The sequence below is a fragment of the Nocardioides sp. PD653-B2 genome (assembly GCF_002117935.1).
In the GTDB taxonomy this organism is placed as follows: domain Bacteria; phylum Actinomycetota; class Actinomycetes; order Propionibacteriales; family Nocardioidaceae; genus Nocardioides.
On sequence record NZ_BDJE01000011.1, the window covers coordinates 204354 to 220855 of the forward strand.

General features: G+C 72.1%; 13 protein-coding genes and 1 pseudogene. 7 read left to right on the top strand and 7 right to left on the bottom strand.

Going from position 1 to position 16502, the window contains the following annotated elements; translation table 11 throughout:
* Positions 1-3 precede the first annotated feature (3 nt).
* Both fahA and PD653B2_RS05955 read right to left on the bottom strand, forming a co-directional pair.
* A complete protein-coding gene (fahA, locus tag PD653B2_RS05950) occupies positions 4-1212 on the bottom strand; it encodes a fumarylacetoacetase (RefSeq protein ID WP_085871402.1) in 1209 nt (402 codons plus the stop codon).
* On the bottom strand, positions 1209-2060 hold the full coding sequence (locus PD653B2_RS05955; RefSeq protein WP_133058951.1) for a hypothetical protein: 852 nt from the start codon (positions 2058-2060) through the stop codon (positions 1209-1211). The genes fahA and PD653B2_RS05955 overlap by 4 nt, the downstream gene beginning before the upstream one ends.
* Positions 2061-2129: 69 nt before the next feature.
* Here PD653B2_RS05955 and PD653B2_RS05960 point away from each other — a divergent pair, with 69 nt between their 5' ends.
* The gene (locus PD653B2_RS05960) at positions 2130-3332 is read left to right on the top strand and encodes a homogentisate 1,2-dioxygenase (RefSeq protein ID WP_085871460.1); all 1203 of its coding nucleotides are present in this window, start codon (positions 2130-2132) and stop codon (positions 3330-3332) included.
* A 2-nt stretch (positions 3333-3334) separates the two neighbouring features.
* On the opposite strand, the gene PD653B2_RS24380 is transcribed toward PD653B2_RS05960, so the two are convergent.
* Entirely contained in the window at positions 3335-4183 is an 849-nt protein-coding gene (locus PD653B2_RS24380; protein WP_085871404.1) for a hypothetical protein, read from the bottom strand.
* A 162-nt stretch (positions 4184-4345) separates the two neighbouring features.
* On the opposite strand from PD653B2_RS24380, the gene PD653B2_RS05970 reads away from it, so the two are divergent.
* The 3 genes from PD653B2_RS05970 to PD653B2_RS05980 all read left to right on the top strand — a co-directional run bounded on the left by PD653B2_RS05970 (position 4346) and on the right by PD653B2_RS05980 (position 8540).
* Positions 4346-6733: an FdhF/YdeP family oxidoreductase gene (locus PD653B2_RS05970; RefSeq protein ID WP_085871405.1), complete on the top strand. Its 2388-nt coding sequence runs from the start codon at positions 4346-4348 to the stop codon at positions 6731-6733.
* Between the two features lie 45 nt (positions 6734-6778).
* Positions 6779-7750, top strand: coding sequence for a pirin family protein (locus PD653B2_RS05975; RefSeq protein ID WP_085871461.1), 972 nt, complete (start codon positions 6779-6781; stop codon positions 7748-7750).
* A gap of 217 nt (positions 7751-7967) precedes the next feature.
* Complete coding sequence (locus PD653B2_RS05980) at positions 7968-8540, top strand: DNA-3-methyladenine glycosylase I (RefSeq protein WP_085871406.1); 573 nt, start codon at positions 7968-7970, stop codon at positions 8538-8540.
* A gap of 22 nt (positions 8541-8562) precedes the next feature.
* Here PD653B2_RS05980 and eda read toward each other — a convergent pair.
* From eda to zwf, 3 genes and pseudogenes are all read right to left on the bottom strand, one after another.
* A pseudogene (gene eda / locus PD653B2_RS26005) lies at positions 8563-9176 on the bottom strand (bifunctional 4-hydroxy-2-oxoglutarate aldolase/2-dehydro-3-deoxy-phosphogluconate aldolase).
* Between the two features lies 1 nt (position 9177).
* On the bottom strand, positions 9178-11046 hold the full coding sequence (gene edd, locus PD653B2_RS05990; RefSeq protein ID WP_085871407.1) for a phosphogluconate dehydratase: 1869 nt from the start codon (positions 11044-11046) through the stop codon (positions 9178-9180).
* Positions 11043-12539: a glucose-6-phosphate dehydrogenase gene (gene zwf / locus PD653B2_RS05995; RefSeq protein WP_085871408.1), complete on the bottom strand. Its 1497-nt coding sequence runs from the start codon at positions 12537-12539 to the stop codon at positions 11043-11045. The genes edd and zwf overlap by 4 nt, the downstream gene beginning before the upstream one ends.
* Positions 12540-12626: 87 nt before the next feature.
* Here zwf and PD653B2_RS06000 point away from each other — a divergent pair, with 87 nt between their 5' ends.
* Genes PD653B2_RS06000 through PD653B2_RS06010 form a run of 3 tightly spaced genes read left to right on the top strand, consistent with a single transcriptional unit; the run spans position 12627 to position 15679 of the window.
* On the top strand, positions 12627-13853 hold the full coding sequence (locus PD653B2_RS06000) for an ROK family protein (protein ID WP_242665156.1): 1227 nt from the start codon (positions 12627-12629) through the stop codon (positions 13851-13853).
* Between the two features lie 5 nt (positions 13854-13858).
* Positions 13859-14242 carry a DoxX family protein gene (locus tag PD653B2_RS06005; RefSeq protein WP_085871409.1) on the top strand — a complete coding sequence of 128 codons (384 nt, stop codon included), beginning with the start codon at positions 13859-13861 and terminating at the stop codon, positions 14240-14242.
* Positions 14243-14278: 36 nt separating this feature from the next.
* Entirely contained in the window at positions 14279-15679 is a 1401-nt protein-coding gene (locus PD653B2_RS06010; RefSeq protein WP_085871410.1) for an amidase, read from the top strand.
* Between the two features lie 9 nt (positions 15680-15688).
* Here PD653B2_RS06010 and PD653B2_RS06015 read toward each other — a convergent pair whose 3' ends face one another.
* Entirely contained in the window at positions 15689-16498 is an 810-nt protein-coding gene (locus PD653B2_RS06015; protein ID WP_207559341.1) for a thioesterase family protein, read from the bottom strand.
* Positions 16499-16502: the final 4 nt, after the last annotated feature.

Sequence of the window (16502 nt, forward strand, 5' to 3'; positions counted from 1 at the left end):
AATCTAGACCCGCGCGGGCTCGACGACTCCGGAAACCTCACCGAGCGCGATCCGGCCGCCGGCGGTGCCGGGCGCGGTGTAGCGGAGCACCACCTCGTCGCCGTCCTCGAGGAACGTGCGGCCGTCTCCCCAGAGCTCAGCACCGAACGGCTCCGTGCCGCCCCAGCTGAGCTCGAGGAACGAGCCGCGCTGGTCGCGCTCGGGGCCGCTGATCGTGCCGGAGGCGTAGAGGTCACCGGTGCGCAGACTGGCTCCGTTGACCGTGATGTGGGCCAGCATCTGGGCCGGCGACCAGTACATCGTGCGGTACGGCGGACGGCTCACGACCGTGCCGTTGAGCAGCACCTCGACGTCGATGTCGAGGCCCTGCACGTCACCGGGGCCGAGGTAGGGGAGCGGCGTCGGGTCCTGGCCGGGCAGGTCGACCCAGGCCGCATCCAACGCCTCGAGCGGGGTCACCCACGCGGAGATCGAGGTGGCGAAGGACTTGCCGAGGAACGGCCCGAGCGGCACGTACTCCCAGGCCTGGATGTCGCGCGCCGACCAGTCGTTGAGCCCGACGACGCCGAAGACGTGGTCGGCGAACGCGCCGTACGCCACCGGGCTGCCGAGCTCGGAGGGCGTGCCGACCACGAAGCCGAGCTCGGCCTCGATGTCGAGGCGGGTGCTGGGACCGTACGTCGGACCGTCGTCGCCGCGGTGCTGGCCGCTGGGCCGGGTCACGGGCGTCCCGGACGCGACCACCGTGCCCGCGCGGCCGTGGTAGCCGACCGGGAGGTGGCGCCAGTTGGGCAGCAGGGGCTCCTGGTCGGGGCGGAAGATCCGGCCGACGTTGGACGCGTGGTCGAGGGAGGCGTAGAAGTCCACGTAGTCGGCGACCTCGACCGGCAGGTGCAGGGTCACGTCGGCGACCGGCACGAGGTGCGGCTCGACGAGGTCGCGCTCGGTCTCGTCGGTGAGCAGCCCGGTGATCCAGCGGCGCACGGACTCGCGGACCAGGCGCCCCTCCGCCATCAGCGCGTTGAGCGAGCGCTCCTGGAAGACGTGGTGGGCGTCGAGCATCTCGGCCGCCGCGACCGGGGCCAGGTCGAGCACCAGCTCGCCGATCCGCACCCCGACGCGCGGCTCCTCGCCGGCGAGCGAGAACACGCCGTACGGCAGGTTGTCGACGTCGAAGAGCGAGCCCTCGGCGCCGTCCACCCAGGTGGTCACGAGTCCTCCAGCAGTCCGAGGGCGAGCAGGTCGTCGCGCGGCTCGTCGACGTCGCACGACCCGAACGACGTGAACCAGCGGCGCGCGCCGGCCAGGTCGAGGCTGCGGGCCTGGTCGGCCAGTGCGGTGCCGTCGCGGAGCTCCAGGACCTCGACGACGTCGGCGAGCGGAGTCCCGTCGAACAGCAGCCGGGTGGCGACGAGCACGTTGAGGAAGCCGTGGTGCTCGAAGCCGCCGGCGCCCGTGTGGCGCACCGCGCGGTGCAGGCCGGCCGTGCACTTGAACGGCGTCTCCCGGTCGAGCGAGGCGTCGATCCAGCGGGCCAGGGTCGACGCGGCCGGGAAGGCCACCGCGTCCAGGCCGCCGGTGCGGAACTTGAGCCGCAGCTCGTGCTCCGCGACCACGTCGGCGGCGGCCAGCCACCCCGCCGGTGAGCCCACCCGCGGCAGCTCGACGTAGACGGGCACGTGGTCGTCGAGCACCCCGTCGGCGCGGGCGGCGTCGACCGCGGCGACCACCCGCCGGGCGTTGCCGGGCAGATCGTCGAGGTCGCGCAGTGCGAGCTCCAGGCCCTCGAGCGCGATGTGCAGCTTGCGGCAGAGGTCCGCGGGCCCGGCCACCTGACCGGCACCGCCGGTGAGCACGACCGAGAGCGCGATCGGGGTGGACGTGAGCGCCGGGAGGTCGGTGTCGCGGACCACGAACGTGCCGACCAGGTCGCCGTACGGCTGCGAGCGGCGGGCGACGTGGGCTGCGGCGGCGTCGCCCAATGCGGCGTCGCCGGGCGGGAAGATGGCGGCGTCGTCGACCAGCCCACGCCAGGCTGCGGGAAGAGGATCCGTTGACACCCGGGATACTCTAGCCGTGAAACACATAGCGGACGAAGATGTCCGACTATCGGATGAATTGGAGCGATGGTGGCCCATTACCGACGCCTCGGCGAGCTGCCTCCGAAGCGGCACACGCAGTTCCGCGGCCCGGACGGGCAGCTCTACTTCGAGGAGCTGATGGGAGAGGAGGGCTTCTCCTCCGACTCCTCGCTGCTCTACCACCGCGGCGTCCCGTCGGCGCTCGTGGCCTCGGAGATCTGGGCGCTGCCCGACCAGACCCGCACCCCCAACCACCCGCTCAAGCCCCGGCACCTGCGGCTCCACGACCTGGAAACCGGCGGGGATGCCGTCACCGACCGGCGCCTCGTGCTCGGCAACCACGACGTGCGGATCTCGTACGCCGTCACGGGCACCGACGCGTCGCCGTACTACCGCAACGCGATCGGCGACGAGTGCGTCTACGTCGAGTCCGGCGCCGGCGTCGTGGAGACGGTCTTCGGTGTCATCGGCTACCGCACCGGCGACTACGTCGTGATCCCGCGCGCGACCACGCACCGCTGGGTGCCGGCGCAGCCGAGCCGGCTCTACGCGATCGAGGCCAACAGCCACATCGCGCCGCCGAAGCGCTACCTCTCCCGCTACGGCCAGCTGCTCGAGCACGCGCCGTACTGCGAGCGCGACCTCTTCGGCCCGACGCAGCCGTTCATCCAGGAGGGCGCCGACGTCGACGTGCTCGTGAAGCACCGCACCAGCGCCGGCGTCGTCGGCACCCGGATGACCTACGCGACGCACCCCTTCGACGTGGTCGGCTGGGACGGCTGTCTCTACCCGTACACGTTCAACATCGAGGACTACATGCCGATCACCGGCAAGATCCACCAGCCCCCGCCGGTGCACCAGGTCTTCGAGGGGCACAACTTCGTGATCTGCAACTTCCTGCCGCGCAAGGTCGACTACCACCCGCTCGCGGTCCCGGTGCCCTACTACCACTCCAACGTCGACAGCGACGAGGTCATGTTCTACGTCGGCGGCGACTACGAGGCGCGCAAGGGCTCGGGCATCGACGTCGGCTCGATCTCGCTGCACCCGGGTGGCTACGCCCACGGCCCGCAGCCGGCCGCGGTCGAGGCGTCGCTGGGTGCGGAGTTCTTCGACGAGTCCGCGGTCATGGTCGACACGTTCGCGCCGCTCGACCTCGGCGAGGCCGGCCTCGCCGTCGAGGACCCGGCGTACGCCTGGACCTGGGCCGGCCGCGGCGGCGACGACTCGGCCGTCTTCTCCAACAGCTAGCGTCAGGGAGCGACCGGCTGGTTCGTGAGCGTCTTGTAGGTGTAGGCCGTGCCGAGCAGCACGATCGGCACGGTGACGATGGCGCCGACGAAGCAGACGACGAAGCCGACCACCGCGACGAGGCCGCCGACGATGTACCAGACCAGCGTGTTGCCGAGGTTGTCCTTGACCAGGTTGACGCTCGCCTTGATGGCGTCGACCGGGGCCAGCTTCTTGTCGATGATGAAGTAGAGCGTGTACGACGTCGCGAAGCCGACGACCAGGCCCGGCAGGTAGCAGAGGATCGTGCCGACGAAGGTGGCGACGGCGATGATGATGCTCGCGACCAGCACCGAGCCCAGCTGGTCGGTCTTGAGGATGTCGGAGAAGAGGAACGGCCTGCCCTCGGTGACGTTGAGCGAGGCGCGGACCAGGCCGGCTCCGATGATCTGCCCGACGACGAGCAGGACCGCGGAGATGAACGCCTGGAGGATCAGCCGGGGGATGAAGCCGGTGCCGTTGTCGCAGGTCTGCCGGAACGTGTCCGGGTCGGTCGTGCAGGTCGGGCCGTCGGTCAGCAGCGCGGTCAGCCCGAAGCCGAGACCGGCGACGATGGCGAGACCGACGACCAGGACGACCGCGGAGATGATGATCTGCGCGGCGTTCGCCTGGAACTTCGCCCAGCCGTAGGACAGCGCGTCACCGACGTTGTAGGCGCCGCCCGGTCCCGGCGGAGCGGGCGGGGGCGGCGGCGGTGCACCGCCGGGATCGCCGTACGACGGCGGTGGCGGGGGCGGGGGCGGGGGAGGAGGCGTCTCGCCGGACGAGGGCGGAGGGGGCGGCTGCTCGGGAGGTGGCTGGTTCGTTGACATCCGGATGCTCCTGGATCGGTCTTCGGGTTTGCCCAGTTGGCAACCTAGTCGTGCGCCGCCCGTGCGGTACAGGGCTGAAACGGGCTATTCGTGCGGCATCTTGGGTCGTCACATCGGGTACCCGCACTGGAGACGCCTTGCCACGAGCGACAGGATGGGGACATGAGCCGCAAGCCACCGAGCCGGGACATCGACGAGCGGGAGCTGGAGGTGTCGGGCTCCGCCCACGCCGCGGCGGGAGTCACGGCCGTCGCCGTGAGCATGAAGCGATCGCTCGAGCAGATGGGGGTCCGTCGTACGGCGCAGTCCCTGCTCAAGCTCAACCAGGTCGACGGCTTCGACTGCCAGGGCTGTGCCTGGCCGGACCCCGATCCCGAGCACCGGCACACCGCCGAGTTCTGCGAGAACGGTGCCAAGGCGGTCACCGAGGAGGCGACCCTGCGCCGGGCCGGGCCGGGCTTCTTCCGCGAGCACTCGCTCGCCGACCTCGCCGACAAGTCCGACTACTGGCTGGGTCAGCAGGGCCGGATCACCGAGCCGATGGTGCTGCGCGCAGGTGGCACGCACTACGAGCCGATCTCCTGGGACGGCGCCTTCGAGCTCATCGGGCGCCACCTCAACGGGCTGGCCAGTCCGGACGAGGCGGTCTTCTACACCTCGGGGAAGACCTCCAACGAGGCCGCGTTCGTCTACCAGCTCTTCGCGCGCACGTTCGGGACCAACAACCTGCCCGACTGCTCCAACATGTGCCACGAGTCGACCTCGGTCGGTCTCGCCGAGGTGATCGGCATCGGGAAGGCGTCCGTCTCCTACGACGACGTCCTCGAGGCCGAGGTGATCGTGATTGCCGGCCAGAACCCGGGCACCAACCACCCCCGGATGCTCACCGCCCTGGAGGAGGCCAAGAAGAACGGCGCGAAGATCATCGCGATCAACCCGCTGAAGGAGGCGGGACTGGTCCGCTTCAAGAACCCCCAGCGTCCCAAGGGCGTGGTCGGGCACGGCACCGGGATCGCCGACCTGCACCTGGCGGTGCGGATCAACGGCGACCTCGCCTTGTTCCAGGCGATCGCGTCCCTGCTGCTGGCCTGGGGCGAGCTGGACCGGGACTTCATCGATCAGCACACCTTCGGCTTCGAGGAGTACGCCGCCCACCTGCGCGCGCTGGACTGGGACCTCGTCCTCGCCTCGACGGGGCTGACGCGTGAGGAGATCGAGGCGGCGGCCCGGATGATCGCGGCCTCCGAGAAGACCGTCTACTGCTGGGCGATGGGCGTCGTCCAGCACAAGAACGGCGTGGCCAACGTCAAGGAGATCGCCAACCTGGCGTTCCTGCAGGGCAACATCGGCAAGCCGGGAGCCGGTCTCTTCCCGGTGCGCGGCCACTCCAATGTCCAAGGTGACCGGACCATGGGCATCTGGGAGCGCCCGCCCGGGCACTTCCTCGACGCGCTGCGCGACGAGTTCGACTTCGAGCCGCCGCGCGAGGACGGCTTCGACGCCGTCGCGGCCGTCAAGGCGTTCCGCGACGGCCACGCGAAGGTCTTCTTCGGCCTGGGCGGCAACTTCGTGGCCGCCATGTCCGACACCGCCGTCACCGAGGACGCTCTGCGCCAGGCCGAGCTCACCGTGCACGTGTCGACCAAGCCGAACCGCTCCCACGTCGTCCACGGCCGCGAGGCGCTGATCCTGCCGGCGCTCGGACGCAGCGAGAAGGACCTCACCGGCGGTCAGCCGCAGCGCGTCACCGTCGAGGACTCGGTCTGCGCCGTGCACGCCTCGCAGGGACCCCTCCCGCCCGCCTCGTCGCATCTGAAGTCGGAGGTCGACATCGTCTGCTCGATGGCGCTCGCGACCCTGGGTGCGCAGCACAGCATCCCGTGGGCCGCGTTCCGCGACGACTACACCCAGATCCGGCGCCGGATCTCTCGCGTCGTCCCCGGCTGTGCGGGCTACGACGAGAAGGTGGACCAGCCGGGAGGATTCGTGCTGCCGCACCCGCCGCGCGACACCCGCACCTTCCCCACCGAGAAGGACCTCGCGATATTCACGGTGAGCCCGACCGAGGTGCTGCACGTGCCCGAGGGCCGACTCCTGCTGCAGACGATGCGCTCGCACGACCAGTTCAACACCACGATCTACGGCCTCGACGACCGCTACCGCGGCATCAAGAACGGTCGCCGGGTGGTCTTCGTGAACCCCGACGACATCGTCGGGCTGGGTCTCGAGGAAGACCAGATCGTCGACATCGTCAGCGAGTGGGAGGACGGTTCGGAGCGGCGGGCGCCGAGGTTCCGCGTGGTTGCGTACGACACGCCGCGGGGCTGCACGGGGGCGTACTACCCCGAGACGAACGCGCTGGTGCCGCTCGACTCGAAGGCCGAGGGCAGCAACCAGCCGGCCTTCAAGTCGGTCGTCGTCCGGCTCGAGGCCGTCGCCGGGGAGCAGCCGGGCGAGGGTCGGCCCGAGCTGAGCCAGCCGTCCCATGCCTCCGAGACCGGACGTGGCGACGAGGAGAAGCGGCACGTCGAGCCGGACCAGCTCAGCTGACGCCCGGCGGTGGTCGATCGCGTCGCCAGCGCCCACAATGAGCAGGTGAGCAACCTCGAGGAGAAGCCGGACGAGGTCACCGCCGCGGGCACGGTCACCGGGTCCGTCGAGATCATGACCCCGCGTGAGGTCCCGCTGGGCGGGCCGCGGGCGATGCACGTGCGCCGTACCCTGCCGCAGCGGCACCGGTCGCTCATCGGCGCATGGTGCTTCGTCGACCACTACGGGCCGGACGAGGTCGCGGACTCCGGCGGCATGTCGGTGGCCCCGCACCCGCACACCGGGCTGCAGACGGTGAGCTGGCTGTTCACCGGCGAGGTCGAGCACCGCGACAGCGCCGGCACCCACGCCATGGTGCGGCCGGGCGAGGTGAACCTGATGACCGCGGGCCGCGGGATCAGCCACTCCGAGGTCTCGCCGGCCACCACCACGACCCTCCACGGCGCGCAGCTCTGGGTGGCGCTGCCCGACAGCGCCCGGCACATCGACCCGGGCTTCGCCCACCACGCGCCGGCGCCGGTGACCGGCGACGGCTGGGAGGCGCGGGTCTTCCTCGGCTCGCTGCTGGGCGACACGTCGCCGGTCCCGACGTACACGCCGCTGCTCGGCGCCGAGCTGCTGCTCTCGCCGCACACCACGCTCGAGCTCCCCGTCGAGGCGGCCTTCGAGCACGGCGTCCTGGTCGACACCGGTGTCCTGTCGGTGGCCGGCGTCGAGACCAAGCAGCACGACCTCGCCTACGTCCCGCCCGGCAGCGCGACGCTCGAGCTCACGGCGTACGACGAGCCGGTCCGGCTGCTCCTGCTCGGCGGCCCGCCCTTCGGCGAGTCCATCGTGATGTGGTGGAACATCGTGGCCCGCACCCACGAGGAGGTCGTCGCCTGGCGCACCGAGTGGCAGGACCAGATCGTCGACGGACGCCTCACCGACGGTCGGTTCGGCATCCCGGTCGGCGAGCAGCTCCCGCCCATCCCGGCCCCGCCGCTGCCCAACGCGAGGCTCACGCAGCGCCGCTGAGGTAGCTGCGCTGACCCGTCGCTTCTGCACGCTCTCGGTGCGCTGACCCGTCGCTTCTGCACGCTCTCGGTGCGCTGACCCGTCGCAGCTGCGCGAGGTCGCCGTGTGCGTAAGCGACGGGTCAGCGATCTCCGGGCGTGCGTAAGCGACTGGTCAGCGATCCCCGGGCGTGCGGAAGCGACGGGTCGATGTCGGCGGGGTGCGCCAGGATGGCCGCATGGGACCCGTGACCGGCGACGACGGCCTGCCCCGCTGCCCGTGGGCGGGCGGGCCCGGCGTGATGCGCGACTACCACGACACCGAGTGGGGCAACCGGGTCCACGGCGAGGCGAGCTACCTGGAGCGGCTGACGCTCGAGGCGTTCCAGTCCGGGCTGTCGTGGTCGACGATCCTCCACAAGCGCCCGGCGTTCCGCGAGGTCTTCCACGACTTCGACGCCGAGGCGATCGCCGCCTTCGGCGACGCCGACTTCGCGCGGCTGATGGACGACGCCCGCATCGTGCGCAACCGGTTGAAGATCCAGGCCACCATCACCAACGCCCGGGCGACGGTGGCGCTGCGCGAGCAGGAGGGGCTGGAGGCGTTCGTCCTGTCGTTCGCCCCCGAGGTGCCGCCCGCGCCGAGCGACACCGGCGAGATGGCGACGATGTCACCGGAGTCGAAGGCGCTCTCCCAGGAGCTCAAGAAGCGCGGCTTCGCGTTCGTCGGCCCGACCACGATGTACGCCCTGATGGAGGCGATCGGCATCTTCGACCCGCACCTGGTGGGGTGCTTCCGGCGACGAGGCTGAGCACCGCCTCGCGCACGGGTGTTCAGGCGACCAGGGCTGCGGCCTCCGCGGCGAGGGTGGTGATGCGGTCCCAGTCCCCGGACGCGACGGCGTCGGCCGGGGTCAGCCAGGAGCCGCCGACGCAGCCCACGTTGGGCAGCGCGAGGTACGACGGAGCCGAGGCGGCCGTGATCCCGCCGGTCGGGCAGAACCGTGCGGCCGGGACGGGCGAGGCGATCGCCTTGAGGAACGCCACACCGCCGGACGCTCCGCCGGGAAGAACTTCAGCTCGGTGATGCCCGCCTCCAGCGCGGCCAGCGCCTCCGAGACGGTGGCCGTGCCCGGCAGGAACGGCAGGCCCGTGTCCTGCATGGCGCGCAGCAGCGAGCCGGTCGTGCCGGGGGAGACGAGGAACTGCGCGCCGGCGTCCATGGCGAGCTCGGCCTGTTCGGGCTTCACGATGGTGCCGGCACCGACCAGGATCCCCGGCACCTCGTCGGCGATCGCGCGGATCGCGTCGAGGGCCGCGTCGGTGCGCAGCGTCAGCTCGATGGCGGGCAGCCCTCCGGCGACCAGCGCCTTCGCGATCGACACGGCATCGGTGGCGGAGTCGACGACGACCACCGGCATCACCGGCACGACGTCGAGGACGGACATCTCACGCGGGCTGGACAAGGGGGGCCTCCTGGCGCGGGGCGTCGACACCCGGGAAGACGCTGGCGCCGGCGTCGGCCGGGCCCACGGTGGCGCGGAACGCCGCGAAGAGCTCGCGGCCGGTGCCGGCCCATTCCCGGCCCTGCGGTGCGCGGCCGGTGACGGGTCGTACGACGAAGTCGTGGTGGTCGACGTGCAGGTCGAGGCGGCCGTCGTCGGCGTCCACGGTCACCACGTCGCCGTCCTGGATCCGCGACAGCGGACCGCCGAGCGCGGCCTCCGGCGTGACGTGGATGGCGGCCGGGACCTTGCCCGACGCGCCGGACATCCGCCCGTCGGTGACGATCGCGACCCGTTGACCGCGGTCCTGCAGCACGCCGAGCGCGGGCGTGAGCTTGTGCAGCTCGGGCATGCCGTTGGCGGCCGGCCCCTGGTAGCGGATCACCGCCACGAAGTCGCGGCCGTCGAGCGAGCCGGCGGCGAAGGCCTCGAGGAAGTCGTGCTGGTCGTCGAAGACGATCGCGGGTGCGGTGACCAGCCGGTGCTCGGGCTTGACCGCCGAGGTCTTGATGACCGCGCGACCGAGCGGGCCGGTGAGCATCCGCAGCCCGCCGTCGACCGAGAAGGGGTCGCTCGCCGGGCGCAGTACCGCGTGGTCGAGCGAGGCCGTCGGCCCGTCCTCCCACGTCAGGTCGTCGCCGCGGAGCACCGGCTCCCGGGTGTAGCGCCCCAGGCCGGGGCCGGCGACGGTCCGCACGTCGTCGTGCAGCAGGCCGGCGTCGAGCAGGGTGCGGACGAGGAACGCGATCCCGCCGGCGGCGTGGAAGTGGTTCACGTCGGCCTCGCCGTTGGGGTACATCCTGCTGATCAGCGGCACCACCGCCGACAGGTCGGACAGGTCGTCCCACGTCAGCGTGATGCCCGCGGCCCGGGCGATCGCGACCAGGTGCATGGTGTGGTTGGTCGACCCACCGCTGGCGAGCAGGGCCACGCAGGCGTTGACGATCGCCTTCTCGTCGACGATGTCGCCGATCGGCGTGTAGTCCCCTCCCTGAGCGGTCAGCTCGACCACCCGGCGGCCGGCGGCACGGGTCAGCGCCTCGCGCAGCGGCGTGCCCGGGTTCACGAACGACGACCCCGGCAGGTGCAGGCCGAGCACCTCCATGAGCAGCTGGTTGGAGTTCGCGGTGCCGTAGAACGTGCAGGTCCCGGCCGAGTGGTACGACGCCGCCTCGGCCTCGAGCAGCTCGTCGCGACCGACCTTGCCCTCGGCGTACAGCTGGCGGATCCGGGCCTTCTCGGAGTTCGGCAGTCCCGAGGCCATCGGCCCGGCCGGCACGAAGACGGTCGGCAGGTGACCGAAGGACAGCGCGCCGATCAGCAGCCCGGGCGTGATCTTGTCGCACACGCCGAGCATCAGCGCGCCGTCGAACATGTCGTGGGAGAGCGCGATCGCGGTCGACATGGCGATCACGTCGCGGCTGAAGAGCGAGAGCTGCATGCCGTCGCGGCCCTGGGTGATGCCGTCACACATCGCGGGCACGCCGCCGGCGAACTGCGCGATGCCGCCCGCCTTGATGACCGCCTTCTTCAGCAGCTCGGGGTAGTCGCGGTAGGGCTGGTGCGCCGAGAGCATGTCGTTGTAGGACGACACCAGCGCGACGTTTGGCTTGGTCCGGCCGCGCAGCGCCTGCTTCTCGGCGGGCTCCGCGGCGGCGAAGCCGTGGGCGAGGTTGGCGCAGGCGAGCTGCCCGCGGGCCGGTCCGGCCTGACCGGCGGCGCGGATCCGGGCGACGTACTCGGCGCGGCCGACGGTGCTGCGCTCGACGATCCGGGCCGTCACCTCCGCGAGGACGGGGTGGGGAGTGGTCACTGGTCGGGCTCCTGCCAGGTTCGGCCGTCACGCTCGACGAGCGTGGTGGCGGCGGTGGGTCCCGTGGTGCCTGCGTTGTAGCGCTTGGGACGGTCGGGCGACGCGGCCCAACGGGTGAGGATCGGCTCGGCCCACGTCCACGCGGCCTCGACCTCGTCGCGGCGCATGAAGAGGGTCGGGTTGCCCTTGATGACGTCCATCAGCAGCCGCTCGTAGGCGTCGGGCATCCGCTGCTCGAACGCCGTGGCGTAGCTCAGGTCGAGCGACACCGGGCGGAGGCGGTAGCCGCCGGGGCCGGGTTCCTTGGCCGTGAGGTGCAGGCGCATGCCCTCGTCGGGCTGCACCTGGATGTGCAACCGGTTGGGCGTCGTGACGCCCTCGGCGTTGGGGAACATCGCGTGCGGCGGCGCCTTGAAGACGACCACGATCTCGGAGGCCCGCCGGTCCATCCGCTTGCCGGTGCGCAGGTAGAACGGCACCCCCGCCCAGCGCCAGTTCTGCACCTCGGTCTTGAGGGCGACGAAGGTCTCGGTCCGGCTGCCCGCGTGGCCGAGGTCCTCGGAGTACGACGGCACCGCGACCCCGTCGACCAGCCCTGCCGTGTAGCGGCCGCGGACGGTGTCCTGGTCGACGTCGGCGGGGGTCATCGGCTTGAGGGCCTGCAGCACCTTGAGCTTCTCGTCGCGCACGGTCTCGCGCCCGACGTACGTCGGGGGCTCCATCGCGACCAGGCAGAGCAGCTGGAGGAGGTGGTTCTGCACCATGTCGCGCAGCGCCCCGGCGTGGTCGTAGTAGTCGCCCCGGCCGCCGACGCCCACGGTCTCGGCGACGGTGATCTCGACGTGGTCGACCCAGCGCGAGTTCCAGAGCGGCTCGAGGAAGGTGTTGGCGAAGCGCGTGACCAGGAGGTTCTGCACGCTCTCCTTGCCCAGGTAGTGGTCGATGCGGAAGATCTGCGACTCCGCGAAGACCCGTCCGACCGCCTCGTTGACGGCCTGCGCCGAGGCGAGGTCGTGGCCGATCGGCTTCTCGAGGACGACCCGGGCGTGCTCGTCGACGACCCCGATCTCGTCGAGGCGCTGGCAGATGGAGCCGAAGAGCTTGGGCGCCACGGCGAGGTAGAACACGCGCACGGCGTCCTCGGGGTGCGGCCTGTCCTTGAGCAGCGCGTGGAGGCGGTACCAGTCGTCGGGGTTCTCGGCGTCGAGCATCAGGTGGTGTAGCCGGTCGAGGAAGCGGTCGACGGCGCCGTCGTACAGGTCGGCGGCGTCGACGTACGTCGTGAGCGCGGCGCGCACCTCCGCGCGCCAGCCGGCGTCGTCGAGGTCGGAGCGCGAGACGCCGAGGATCCGGTAGTCGGCGGGCAGCTGCCCCTCGAGGTCGCGCTGGTAGAGCGCAGGCAGCAGCTTGCGCAGCGCCAGGTCGCCGGTCCCGCCGAACACGGCGAAATCACACCTGTCCGGAAGCGCGTGGGGGGCGGGATGAGGGTCCATGACACCCACGGTAGGGAGAACTTTGGATCGATACAAGGCCAAGTAAGGTTTTTTTGAGTCCAAAGTACGTCGGATTATGCTCACACCGTGACGGAGTTGGTCGAGACCCGCGAGACGACCGCGCCCGCGACGGCCGGCGAGCTGCTCGAGCTCGTGCGCTCGGGGCGCGCCAGTACGCGCTCGCAGCTGCGGATGCTGACCGGCCTCTCGCGCACCGCCGTGACCGCCCGGGTCTCGTCGCTGACCGCCGCCGGGCTGCTCCTCCTCGGCGAGGAGCTCGCCTCCACCGGCGGCCGCCCGCCCGGCGCCCTGGTGTTCAACAAGGACGCCGCGCTCGTCCTCGCCGTCGCCATCGGCCGGTCGCGCAGCCAGCTGGCCGTGCTCGACCTCGACGGCCAGGAGCTCACCTCCGACTCGCGCGACCACGAGATCGGGGTCGGCCCCGACGAGCTGATGCCCCAGATCGTCGAACGGCTCCGCACGCTCCTCGACGGCGCTCAGTCCGATTCGGGTCAGCCGCCGGTCCTCGGCATCGGGCTCAGCCTGCCCGGCACGCTCGACCCGGTGCGCGGCCTGAGCATCGGCTCGCCGGTGATGTCGGGATGGGACGGTGTCGAGCTCGCGCCGTACTTCGCCGGCCTGGGTGAGGCGCCACTCTTCGTGGCGAACGACGCCGACGTGCTGGCCCGCTCGGAGCTGCTCGGCGGGGCCGGCTCGCTCGACGACGCCCTCGTGGTGAAGGCGTCCACCGGGCTCGGGCTCGGCATCGTCGCCGACGGCCGGGTGCTGAGCGGGAGCCTGGGCGCGGCCGGCGAGATCGGCCACACCATCGTCGACGCGGCCGGCGAGCTGCCCTGCCGGTGCGGCGCGACCGGCTGCCTCGAGACGATCGCCGCCGGGTGGGCGCTGGTGGCCAGGATGGCCGAGGCCGGCCAGCCCGTCGGCCACGTGCGCGACCTCGTCGCGCTCGCCCTCCAGGGCGACTCGTTCGCCCGCGGCCTGCTGCGTGACAGCGGCCGTGAGCTCGGCGAGGTGCTCGCCGTCGCCATCAACCTGCTCAACCCCGCTGCCGTCGTGATCGGCGGCGACATGGCCGCGGCGTTCGACTTCTACGTCGCGGGCGTGCGCGAGAGCGTCTACCGGAGGTCGGCCCCGCTGGCCACCCGCGACCTGCAGTTCCTCGCGGCGACCCACGGCGACCGCGCCGGCGTGGTCGGCTGCGCCGCGCTGGCCCTCGACCACGTGCTCAGCCCGCTGGCGGTCGACGCCCGCCTCGCCGCCGACGACCGATCCCGGCCAGACCCCGTACCTTGACCCCCGTGGAACCCAACACCTGGCTCTGGATCCTGGCCGGCTTCCTGGCTGCCATCTTCGTCGGCACCGGCCTGCTCAAGCTGACGACCCCGCGCGACCGGCTGGTCGCGTCGGGCATGGGCTGGGCCCGGGAGTTCTCGCAGGAGCAGATCCGGCTGATCGGGATCGCCGAGGTGCTGGGGGCGATCGGCCTGGTCGTGCCGCCGCTCCTGGGCATCGTGCCGCTCCTGTCCCCGGTGGCCGCCAGCTGTCTGGCCCTCGGGATGGCCGGCGCCACCGCGGTCCACATCCGCCGCCGGGAGTTCCTGCCCGACGCCCTGCGCTCCCTGGCGGTCGTCGTCCTGTGCGTGGTGCTGGCGGCGTACCGGTTCGGACCGCAGCCGTTCTGACCTCCCGGTGACCTCCGGGTGGGTAGCGTGACCCGCGTGACGCGCGTACACGCCTTCGGAGACGACGCCCTCGGGCACCACGACGCGGTCGGCCTGGTCGCCGCGATCCAGGACGGGGAGGTCTCGATCCCCGAGGTGATCGACGCCGCCATCGCGCGTACCGAGCGCCTCCAGCCCGACCTCAACGCCGTCGCGTACGTCGCCTACGACCGCGCCCGGGCCGAGGCGCGCGATCCTCGCGGTGGCTTCTTCGCCGGTGTCCCGACGTTCCTCAAGGACAACGTGGACGTCGCCGGGATGCCGACCCAGCAGGGCGCCGACGCCTACGCGCCGACGCCGCTCACGAAGGACGGCGACTTCGCCCGCATGTTCCTGGCCACCGGCCTGGTCCCGCTCGGCAAGACCCAGCTCTCCGAGTACGGCTTCAGCCCGTCGGCCGAGCACCCGCGGATCGGGCCGGTCCGCTCGCCGTGGGACCCGGCGCACACCGCCGGCGCGTCATCGGCCGGCACGGCGGCCCTGGTCGCCGCCGGCGCCGTGCCCCTCGCGCACGGCAACGACGGCGGCGGCTCGATCCGGATCCCGGCGGCCGTCAACGGCCTGGTCGGACTGAAGCCGACGCGGGACCGGCTGGCCCAGGACGCGATGAACCGGCAGATGCCCGTGCGGATCGTCTCCGACGGCGTGCTGACCCGGTCGGTGCGCGACACCGCGGCGTTCCTGCGCGAGGCCGAGCAGGTCTACCGCGCGTTGCCGCTCCCTCCGGTCGGCGACGTGACCCGGCCCGGGCGCAAGCGGCTGCGCATCGCCGTCCACACCGACGGCATCGGTCGACCGGCCTCCCCTGAGGTCGTGGAGCTCACCCTCAAGACCGCGCGGCTGCTCGAAGAGCTGGGCCACGAGGTCGAGCAGGTCGAGCACCCGGCCCCGGCGAGCACGCCCGACGACTTCCTCCTCTACTGGTCGATGCTCGCGATGGCGATCACCCGGACCGGCCGGCGCCAGTACGGTCCCACCTGGGACCGCACCCGCCTCGACAACCTCACGCTCGGGCTGGACCGGCACTGCAGCCGCCGGATGCACCGGCTGCCCGGCGCGATCCGCCGGCTGCGCCGGCTGAGCCGGGTCTCGGCCGACTTCCACCAGCGCTACGACGTCGCGCTGACCCCGACGCTCGCGCTGCAGACGCCGCGGGTCGGCCACCTCGACCCCACCCACGACTACGACACCGTGATGGAGCGGATCCTCGAGTGGGTCGCGTTCACCCCGTGGCAGAACGCCACCGGTGACCCGGCGGTGTCGCTGCCGCTCGCGACCACGGCCGCAGGGCTGCCGCAGGGGATGATGTTCGCCGCCGGCGCGGGTCGCGAGTCCACGCTCCTCGAGCTCGCCTACGAGCTCGAGGAGGCCGCGCCCTGGCCCCGCATCACCGACTGAGCGTCGAGGTCATCGTCGGACGACGAGCAGCGTCTGCGCCGACCGGGCGACCAGCCCGAGCTCGTCGTACACCGCTGCCGTGGCGACGCCGACCGCGCCGTCGCCCAGCGTCGTCTCGGCGTCCAGGCAGACCCACTCGCCGACCGGGTCGCGGAGCACGTGCACGGTCAGCTCGGTGTTGAGGAACCCCCACTCGGCCACGTCGAGGGCCGCGCTCGCGCCCGAGGCCGAGTCGACGCAGGCGAGCAGTCGCTGCACCGGCGAGATCGGCTCTCCCTCGACCAGGTCGGGCGTCCGCATCCACACCACGCCGGTGCCGGGCTGCTCGAGGCCGCCGCGGATCCAGCGCCAGTCGATCGCGTCGAGGTAGCCGCCGTGCCAGCCGCGCGGCCGGTCGTGGCGGGCGCCGTCGGACGGTGCGTGCGGCAGCGGCCCGGGTGCACCGCCGGGACCTGCCGCCCTCGGGAACAGCCAGGCCCGGGCCGACGCCGCGACCCGGTCGCGCTCCACGTCGACCAGCTCCGCGCCGACCAGCTGCACGGACCTGCCCGGCCGCAGCACCGAGGCGCTGACGGCCACCGGGCCGACCGGGACCGGGCCGAGCAGCTCCATCGTGAAGCGGCCGATCCGGGCGTCGGAGAGACGCTCCACGGAGCGCGCGAGGAGGGCCGCCGGAGGGCCGCCGTGCTGCGCCTCCGGGGACCACGGACCGGCCGTCGTGGGCAGCGACTCGAAGGTCTCGCGGGGGCCTGCCGCAGCCTCCGGGGAGGGGTGGATCGAGCGGTAGAAACAAGTCTGTTCAGCCGATTTCTCGATCACGTAT